Source organism: Treponema porcinum (assembly GCF_900167145.1).
In the GTDB taxonomy this organism is placed as follows: domain Bacteria; phylum Spirochaetota; class Spirochaetia; order Treponematales; family Treponemataceae; genus Treponema_D; species Treponema_D porcinum.
Map to the genome: position 1 here is coordinate 44,247 of NZ_FUWG01000018.1, position 8,972 is coordinate 53,218.

The 8,972-nt window shown below is 43.1% G+C and carries 11 protein-coding genes; 3 read left to right on the forward strand and 8 right to left on the reverse strand.

Annotated features, from left to right (window positions below):
- Positions 1-88: 88 nt before the first annotated feature.
- The 7 genes from purE to B5D55_RS12010 form a co-directional block, all read right to left on the reverse strand.
- Positions 89-580, reverse strand: a complete 492-nt coding sequence (purE, locus tag B5D55_RS10880; protein WP_078934036.1) for a 5-(carboxyamino)imidazole ribonucleotide mutase — start codon at positions 578-580, stop codon at positions 89-91.
- A gap of 231 nt (positions 581-811) precedes the next feature.
- Positions 812-922 (reverse strand): hypothetical protein, encoded by a 111-nt coding sequence (locus B5D55_RS12075; RefSeq protein ID WP_407701175.1) that lies wholly within the window; start codon positions 920-922, stop codon positions 812-814.
- A 46-nt stretch (positions 923-968) separates the two neighbouring features.
- Positions 969-1,571 carry a YczE/YyaS/YitT family protein gene (locus B5D55_RS10890; protein WP_078934038.1) on the reverse strand — a complete coding sequence of 201 codons (603 nt, stop codon included), beginning with the start codon at positions 1,569-1,571 and terminating at the stop codon, positions 969-971.
- Between the two features lie 3 nt (positions 1,572-1,574).
- Complete coding sequence (locus tag B5D55_RS10895) at positions 1,575-2,906, reverse strand: MATE family efflux transporter (protein ID WP_078934039.1); 1,332 nt, start codon at positions 2,904-2,906, stop codon at positions 1,575-1,577.
- A 212-nt stretch (positions 2,907-3,118) separates the two neighbouring features.
- Entirely contained in the window at positions 3,119-4,027 is a 909-nt protein-coding gene (locus B5D55_RS10900; protein ID WP_078934040.1) for a radical SAM mobile pair protein B, read from the reverse strand.
- Positions 4,015-4,704, reverse strand: coding sequence for a radical SAM mobile pair protein A (locus B5D55_RS10905; protein WP_078934041.1), 690 nt, complete (start codon positions 4,702-4,704; stop codon positions 4,015-4,017). Before B5D55_RS10905 ends, B5D55_RS10900 begins: the two co-directional genes overlap by 13 nt.
- Complete coding sequence (locus tag B5D55_RS12010; RefSeq protein ID WP_078934042.1) at positions 4,701-5,141, reverse strand: MarR family winged helix-turn-helix transcriptional regulator; 441 nt, start codon at positions 5,139-5,141, stop codon at positions 4,701-4,703. Before B5D55_RS12010 ends, B5D55_RS10905 begins: the two co-directional genes overlap by 4 nt.
- A gap of 412 nt (positions 5,142-5,553) precedes the next feature.
- Here B5D55_RS12010 and tet(W) point away from each other — a divergent pair, with 412 nt between their 5' ends.
- Positions 5,554-7,473 (forward strand): tetracycline resistance ribosomal protection protein Tet(W), encoded by a 1,920-nt coding sequence (gene tet(W) / locus B5D55_RS10915; RefSeq protein ID WP_078934043.1) that lies wholly within the window; start codon positions 5,554-5,556, stop codon positions 7,471-7,473.
- 50 nt (positions 7,474-7,523) lie between these two features.
- On the forward strand, positions 7,524-7,703 hold the full coding sequence (locus B5D55_RS10920) for a hypothetical protein (protein WP_003525195.1): 180 nt from the start codon (positions 7,524-7,526) through the stop codon (positions 7,701-7,703).
- A 479-nt stretch (positions 7,704-8,182) separates the two neighbouring features.
- Here B5D55_RS10920 and B5D55_RS10925 read toward each other — a convergent pair whose 3' ends face one another.
- Positions 8,183-8,665: a hypothetical protein gene (locus B5D55_RS10925; protein WP_456154920.1), complete on the reverse strand. Its 483-nt coding sequence runs from the start codon at positions 8,663-8,665 to the stop codon at positions 8,183-8,185.
- A gap of 55 nt (positions 8,666-8,720) precedes the next feature.
- Between B5D55_RS10925 and B5D55_RS10930 the strand changes: the two genes are divergently transcribed.
- The coding region (locus B5D55_RS10930; RefSeq protein WP_143593102.1) for a transposase at positions 8,721-8,972 on the forward strand (252 nt) is incomplete at its 3' end.

The following is an 8,972-nucleotide window of genomic DNA, read 5'->3' on the forward strand; positions in this document are numbered from 1 at the left end:
GGAAAATCGCTTTGCATACAGGCATTATATACTGTTTATTGTCTTTTGAAAACGGGATTGCACAGAAAATATACTGCCTCTGTATTTATTATATATCTGCGTTCATTGCGCCTGCCGCATCGTCGGCAAGTTTTTTTCTGAACGCAAGAAGTTTTTCCTTAAGTTCCGGATATTTTAACGCAAGAATCTGAACTGCAAGATAGCCGGCATTTTTTGAGTTTCCTATTCCGACTGTTGCAACAGGAATCTGCGGCGGCATCTGTACAATAGAAAGAAGCGCATCAATTCCGCCAAGACCGTTAGAACCGGCAGAAAGACATTCAAGCGGAACGCCTATAACCGGAAGAACTGTCATACCTGCAATTACACCCGGAAGTGCAGCGGCAAGACCGGCGCCGGCAATAATTACCTCACAGCCGTCGCTTTCAACCTGCGCTACCGTACGGCGGAGAAGCTCCCCTGCCCTGTGTGCAGAAATCACGTACGCTTTATACTCAACGCCGAATTCCGAAAGAACTTCGGCCGCCTTTTTCATTTTGTCCGTATCAGACTTAGAACCAAAAAAAATAGCAGCTTTCATATTTTACCTCTCAAAAAATTCATTCCGGGAAGAACTGTATCATTTTTTTCAAAAAAATTCAGCGGGTTTGAAGTTTTTTTAAATTCAGAAACCTGATATTCAGCCGCCTGTAATTCTTTTATAAGTTCAACGTGACGGTTAAAAATACTTTCGACGGCGGAAGAATCTTCTTCAACACCGAGTTCCTAAAACTTGTTGTATATTTCATTTTGCCACCTCACTAGACGACAACTATATTGGCATAGAGGGCATCATTCTGCACATCGATACTTTCATCCTGCCTACCGATTGCAAAATTTTTTCATAAGCTACAGAAATCTGAATAATAACTGTAAATAACAAAACCCAATTTGCATATTCTAACCCTAAATTTATAATTTCCTGTTCTTTAGTAAAATGCTTTATTCTCTATCATAGCATGCAATAATTGCAATGTTTTTTGAATCATCACACCGGATAGAAGTATTGTACAAATAGTACACATTCCAAACTTTCCGCCTAAGAACATACCGACTAGCACCACCATGGTATCAAGTGCTATACGCACATATTTAATCTGCCAGGAATGCTTTTTTGCCAAAGCAAATGTTACCGCTTCATAGGAGCCTCTTCCCCAATCAGCATAAGAATAGATAGCTGTTCCTACTGCAAACAGAACAATCCCCATCAGCATTATAAAGAAATTCAAGATTTTACTTTCTGTGTAGTGCATCAACGGCTGAAACAAATCTGTACATACACTATAGATGATTTGATATAAAATAGTACCCAGATAAATCTGGCTGCGATCATAGAACAGACAAAAGACAATCATTACTACTGAAACCACAAAGGATGCCTGTCCCAATGTAATATGTAACACATGAGAAACTCCTTGCCATAAAACAGCCAGAGTAGCTCCTCCAAATCCGGCATAGATTGCCAGATCTATTCCAAATGCAGCAATCACAGAACCGATTACAACCCAGATTATTTTCTTGATGATATTCATATTCTATCCCTTCTTTAATACTTTTTTCATTAGCAATGCTGAAATCAAAGCTGCTGTAAATTCTGTAAATACAAATGCTACATACACGCCATTCGCATCCCACATCTTACTGAAAATGACGGAAGCCGGAATAATCACTACGATATATCGTATTAAGGAAATGCTCAAGGAAAGAAGTCCCTTTCCAAGAGCTTCACACACTCCCGATGCTACAACTGACAATGAAGATATGGCAAATCCAAGACTGATGATCGATAATGCAGTTACACCATATTGCACAATGGCAGCATCTTCAAAGTAGATAGATATCAGTTGTTCCGGAAAAAGCTGACAAACTGCAGTTCCAAACAACATAATTCCTAAAATAAAAACTTCTGCTGTTCCCGAGATTTTTTTCACTCTCTCCCACTGCCCTGCACCATAGTTATAACTGATTAAAGGTCGGATTCCCTGAATGATTCCATTGGCTGACAGATAAATAAATGTCTGTAGCTTATAATAGATTCCTAAAATCAAGATATAGGTATCTCCAAAAGCAGTTAAAATTGTATTTAATGCAGAAATCAGCACAGAAGGCAATGCCAGATTTAAAGTTGCCGGGATGCCGATACCATAAACACGCTTGAGTTCATTTGTTTCAAATCGTATGTATTTCCAGCTGGTTTTTACAGGAATCGGAGTCATAAAATAAAAGGATAAATATGCAATTAGTGTGCATACCTGTCCAATTCCCGTTGCAATTGCAGCACCCTTCATGCCCATTGCAGGAAACTTCCCAAAACCAAAGATCATGATTGGATCTAATACAATATTTACAATAAATCCCACCATCATGCTGCACATCGATACTTTCATCCTGCCTACCGATTGAAAAATTTTTTCATAAGCTACAGAAACCTGAATAATAACTGTAAATAACAAAACCCAATTTGCATATTCTAATCCTAAATTTATAATTTCCTGTTCTTTAGTAAAATGTTGCATAAATGCCGGCATTCCAATGAAAAAACATATAGTAAGTATGATTCCATGTATCATACTCAAAAATACACCTGTTGATGCGATATGGTTTGCTTTTTTCTCCTTATTTGCACCTATCGAATATGCAATCATAGCGTTCAAGCCAATTCCAAAGCCAACTGCAATAGCATTGATCATATTTTGTACCGGAAATACAATAGACAAAGCTGTCATTGCATTTTGACTGATTTTTGCTACAAAGTAACTATCTACAATATTATAAAGTGCGTTCACTGCCATAGATAAAATCATAGGTACGGACATTTGTAATACAAGCGGAACAATTTTTTTCTCTTTCATAAATTGCTGATTCATTCGATTCCTCCATAAAAAAAAAGACTATACGGATTTGCTGTTTATATCAGAAACAGTGTAAACCATATAGTCTTATTATAGTCTGACGGACTTTTATTTATTTTTAAACAATGTTCTAGTAGAAAATCTCTATCTTGTCAATCTGTTTATCCTCTACAAAGCTGATTCAACGATAACTTCCAATTTCTTACGCCAGCTTTGCAAACTGAAAGTTAGCGATTTCTTTTTCCGGTATTCTCTGTCCCACGGATTTCCTCATGATAGAAATAATCTACGATCACCGGATGTCCCTGCGGGACTCTGCCATAAGGCATTTCATTATCCACAAAGGCACAATCATACTTCTTAGCCATTTTCTCAGCTTTTACTTCAAGTGCTTCAAAGTAGCTGCGGTTATGCCTGTTATAGATCTCGTCGTAAAGTGGTACAAGATCAGGATATTTTCCAGCGATATAATCCATAATTGTCTTTTTGAAACCGCCTCGAAGATTGAGATTTTCGAGCCAGAACAGATCGCACTGATCCTTTACCCGCTCAAAGATTGCTTCAAAATCCGTGATACCGGGGAATACCGGGGATACGAAACAGACTGTACGGATACCGGCTTCATATACCTGCTTCATAGCAGAGATACGGCGCTCAATGCTCGAAGCAGAGTCCATATCGTTCTTGAAATTTTCATCTAGTGTGTTGATCGACCATGAAACGGTTACACGTCCAAGCTTCTTCAGCAGATCAATATCCCGTACCACAAGATCCGACTTTGTGCAGATCAGAATATCTGCGTCACTGCCGATCAGCTGCTCCAGAAGTTTTCTGGTATTTCCAAATTGCTCCTCCTGTGGATTGTAGCCATCTGTCACAGAACCGATGACCACCCGCTGTCCGGCATATTTCTTCGGATTTTTAATTTCCGGCCAATGCTTCACATCAAGGAAAGTGCCCCATTCCTCTGTGTGTCCGGTAAAGCGCTTCATAAAAGAAGCATAGCAATACTTGCAGGCATGTGTACAGCCCACATAGGGATTGACCGAGTAACCGCCTACCGGCAGACTGGACTTGGTCATGATGTTCTTTGTTTCCACCTCACGAATGAGAATTCCATCGATTACTTCTGCCATGATCTCTGTACCTCTAACACTTTATTGAATTCCTCCGGCATTTCCTGAATCATATTTTCATCCCCTATGATAGGGACAAGGTCTTCCTTCATAAACACCGGAATGCCGAGCTTATGTGCCTGGTCCGCCAGAGACCATGCCCATTCCGGCTCCGTATGAATCTTCCTGCTCTGAGCTCCGGTCATGGTGCCGACAACGATCCAATTGATTCCGGAAAGGTCAACTGTGCCGGGATCGTCGAATAACGGCTCAAAGGTAACATGGTAATGTTTTGCTCTGACGTTTTTCCGAAGGGCGTCAATACGCCACAGTTCTGCTTTCCTCGTCACCGTAACGCCAAACCATGCGTTTTCCAGATCGGTATCAAAATCCAGCAAATCAGGTCGCTTGGTAAGGAACAGGAACTGATGCTGTGGATTTTCACGGATCTTTGCAAATACCTCGTCTCTCCATTCCGGCTTCCATCCGGAGAGATCACTCATCCCGGTAAGAAGAAAGTTCTGCGGACGTTTCTTTTCCATCATCTTGAGCTTACTCGGAAAGAATTCAGGGTCAGTGAAGTCATCAATCATATGCCAGCGTTTCACGTTGTTGCGGGCATAGCAATATGTACACCCCACTGTGCAGCCAATGACGATATTCATGTTCTGAATCTGATCTTTGATACAAATACTCATGACTTCTGCCACTCCTCAAGATTCTTTCTGATGCGGTCGAGACATTCCTCAAACCGGGTAATTTCTTCCTCTGAAAAACCTTTGTAGTAAATACTGCCCATCTCATCAGATACAGAATCGTACTCGCCCTTTAAGGCATGTGCTTTCTCAGTCAGAAACAGGAGTGTTTTCCTTTTGTCCGTTTCAGAATGCTCATGTACGGTAAAGAAGCAAGCAACCGAAAACAATAGATAGACCGCCAGCACTACACTATTCCGAACCAAAGACCAAAAGATAAGCATTTTGAGAAAATCTAAACTTTTGGATTTTCCTACAATGCCGACTACGGCGGAATCCCTCCCACTCCTTATATATTTCTTTCTGTATACATTGAATTTGTATTTAGTAAAATGCAGACAACACCACGGATCGGCTTTTGGTTGGACAATTCCAACCAAACACCACAGCAGACAGCAGAAAACATTCTGAACGCTAGGAAGCCGGTATGATTGTTACATATAAGGGGAAGAAAAATTTCTTTTAGGTACTTGCTTTCCTAAAACTGATGTGATATAATAGCTTCATTCCAGAAAAGGAGTAAAAAATATGCGGCAAGGTATTCTTAAATAAAACTATAATCAAATAGTGGGAACAAAGGATTATGATAGTCCCTTTTGTAGGGGCTTGGTTTTTTGTACCCAATTTAAGAATACTTTTGCCTTATCAATTTTGACATATTCAAAAAACAGCAATCACAAACAGGTGTATGCTGTATATGTGTATGTCCGCAACTTATAATCCCCAGTGGTAAAAGTATTTTACTGCTGGGGATTTTTATGCCCTTTGGGGCTGTAAAGGGAGGACAATCACATGAAAATAATCAATATTGGAATTCTTGGCCATGTAGACGCTGGAAAGACGACCTTGACGGAGAGCCTGCTATATGCCAGCGGAGCCATTTCAGAACCGGGGAGCGTCGAAAAAGGGACAACGAGGACGGACACCATGTTTTTGGAGCGGCAGCGTGGGATTACCATTCAAGCGGCAGTCACTTCCTTCCAGTGGCACAGATGTAAAGTTAACATTGTGGATACGCCCGGCCACATGGATTTTTTGGCGGAGGTGTACCGCTCTTTGGCTGTTTTAGATGGGGCCATCTTGGTGATCTCCGCTAAAGATGGCGTGCAGGCCCAGACCCGTATTCTGTTCCATGCCCTGCGGAAAATGAACATTCCCACCGTTATCTTTATCAACAAGATCGACCAGGCTGGCGTTGATTTGCAGAGCGTGGTTCAGTCTGTTCGGGATAAGCTCTCCGCCGATATTATCATCAAGCAGACGGTGTCGCTGTCCCCGGAAATAGTCCTGGAGGAAAATACCGACATAGAAGCATGGGATGCGGTCATCGAAAATAACGATAAATTATTGGAAAAGTATATCGCAGGAGAACCAATCAGCCGGGAAAAACTTGTGCGGGAGGAACAGCGGCGGGTTCAAGACGCCTCCCTGTTCCCGGTCTATTATGGCAGCGCCAAAAAGGGCCTTGGCATTCAACCGTTGATGGATGCGGTGACAGGGCTGTTCCAACCGATTGGGGAACAGGGGAGCGCCGCCCTATGCGGCAGCGTTTTCAAGGTGGAGTATACAGATTGCGGCCAGCGGCGTGTCTATCTACGGCTATACAGCGGAACGCTGCGCCTGCGGGATACGGTGGCCCTGGCCGGGAGAGAAAAGCTGAAAATCACAGAGATGCGTATTCCATCCAAAGGGGAAATTGTTCGGACAGACACCGCTTATCCGGGTGAAATTGTTATCCTTCCCAGCGACAGCGTGAGGTTAAACGATGTATTAGGGGACCAAACCCGGCTCCCTCGTAAAAGGTGGCGCGAGGACCCCCTCCCCATGCTGCGGACGACGATTGCGCCGAAAACGGCAGCGCAAAGAGAACGGCTGCTGGACGCTCTTACGCAACTTGCGGATACTGACCCGCTTTTGCGTTGCGAAGTGGATTCCATCACCCATGAGATCATTCTTTCTTTTTTGGGCCGGGTGCAGTTGGAGGTTGTTTCCGCTTTGCTGTCGGAAAAATACAAGCTTGAAACAGTGGTAAAGGAACCCTCCGTCATTTATATGGAGCGGCCGCTCAAAGCAGCCAGCCACACCATCCATATCGAGGTGCCGCCCAACCCGTTTTGGGCATCCATAGGACTGTCTGTTACACCACTCCCGCTTGGCTCCGGTGTACAATACGAGAGCCGGGTTTCGCTGGGATACTTGAACCAGAGTTTTCAAAACGCTGTCAGGGATGGTATCCGTTACGGGCTGGAGCAGGGCTTGTTCGGCTGGAACGTAACGGACTGTAAGATTTGCTTTGAATACGGGCTTTATTACAGTCCGGTCAGCACGCCGGCGGACTTCCGCTCATTGGCCCCGATTGTATTGGAACAGGCATTGAAGGAATCGGGGACGCAGCTGCTGGAACCTTATCTCTCCTTCATCCTCTATGCGCCCCAGGAATACCTTTCCAGGGCTTATCATGATGCACCGAAATACTGTGCCACCATCGAAACGGCCCAGGTAAAAAAGGATGAAGTTGTCTTTACTGGCGAGATTCCCGCCCGCTGTATACAGGCATACCGTACTGATCTGGCCTTTTACACCAACGGGCGGAGCGTATGCCTTACAGAGCTGAAAGGATATCAGGCCGCTGTCGGTCAGCCGGTCATCCAGCCCCGCCGTCCAAACAGCCGCCTGGACAAGGTGCGCCATATGTTTCAGAAGGTAATGTAAAGATACATAATCGTCAAGACGGCAACAATCAGAAGTTATGGAGGGTAACAATGGAATATAGTAAGGAAGATTTAATGGAAGCAAAAAAGCAAATTTGGGGAGTGGGAGAGAACATGGGAACAGAGGAAAGTAAAAAAATCTGGGAGGAGAACGCACAATTTTGGGATAATGCAATGGGTGACGAATGCGTCGTACTGATGTTGTATTCTTTCCTTGTCGGAAGAAGATAGCTCCATAGAGTTCACCTCCTTCCCGCGTGGAGTAGAGGACGGGAGTTAAGGGCTTGTCCTCTCTGCCCCTTTCGCTCCGTACCCGTTCGGGAGATGGCTCTTGAGTGCGCTTTTCAGAAAAAAGTTGAAAAAAGCAAAATGCGCCCGTCCGCAAGACGCGGACGGGCGCAAAGGAAATGTAAGCAGTAGCTAAATGTATTGACAGTTCACATTCATAGCCGGAATATCCCGCTTGCGGAGCATAGCTTTTTTTGACCGCAAAGCATTAGGCGGGTTACAGTAAATAAAAATGGACACGGCGATACCTCCCCGATACCGCCGTATCCTTAAAAAAGGGCGACTTTAATACACTACCCGCAATCCATTCTATAATAGGGAACAGCGGCTTTTGCGCAATATTAAATAAAAAAGCCGATAACACATAGGTTTTTTGACCTAATGCGTTATCGGCTCTGCGTCTATGCGTCTGGCACTTTTAATCATTTTTTTTTGAATTTATTATATGTGTTAGCTAACTGTCCACAAGCCGCGTTAATCTCTCTGCCATGAGAAACTCTCATAGTAACTTCAAGTCCTGCTTGCTCTAATTGATGTTTGAATGCAACTATTTCCCGTTTCTGTGGTGCTTTAATTCTTGAATTGCTTGTTGGGTTGTATTGTAACACGTTAATCATAACTTTTTTGCCCCGAAACCATTTTGCAAGTTGTCTTACATCTGAGGGCCGGTCATTTATACCCGGTAAAAGCAAATACGCAAAGACAATTTTGCGATTATGCCTTTCAGAATAGGATAAGGCTTGCTTAACAACATCTTCAATAGCATATATGCGCATGTGAGGAATAATACGATTTCTTGCAGATTGTGTTGCTGCGTGTAAAGATATTGTCAACTGAATTTTAAGATGTTCCTCGCGCAATTTTTTTAATTGATCGACCGGACCAACTGTAATGCCTAACCGCAACTTGGACTAAAACAGCAAAGCTAATAAGGTGTATAATACAAAGGAAGGACACCTTATGGGAAGAACGCGAAGAACTTTTACGGCAGAAGAAAAATTGAAAGTTGTGATGGCTGTTATTCAGGATGGAAAAGCGGTCAGCGATGTTGCAAAGGAAAACAACATTCATCCAAACATGATCCTGAACTGGAAGAAAGAATTCTTGGAAAATGCGGCAATGATATTCAACCGTACCAGACCGGACATTACAGAAAAAGCCCAGCAGAAGAAAATCGATGAACTTGAAGCAAAACTTCAAAAGAAGGATGAA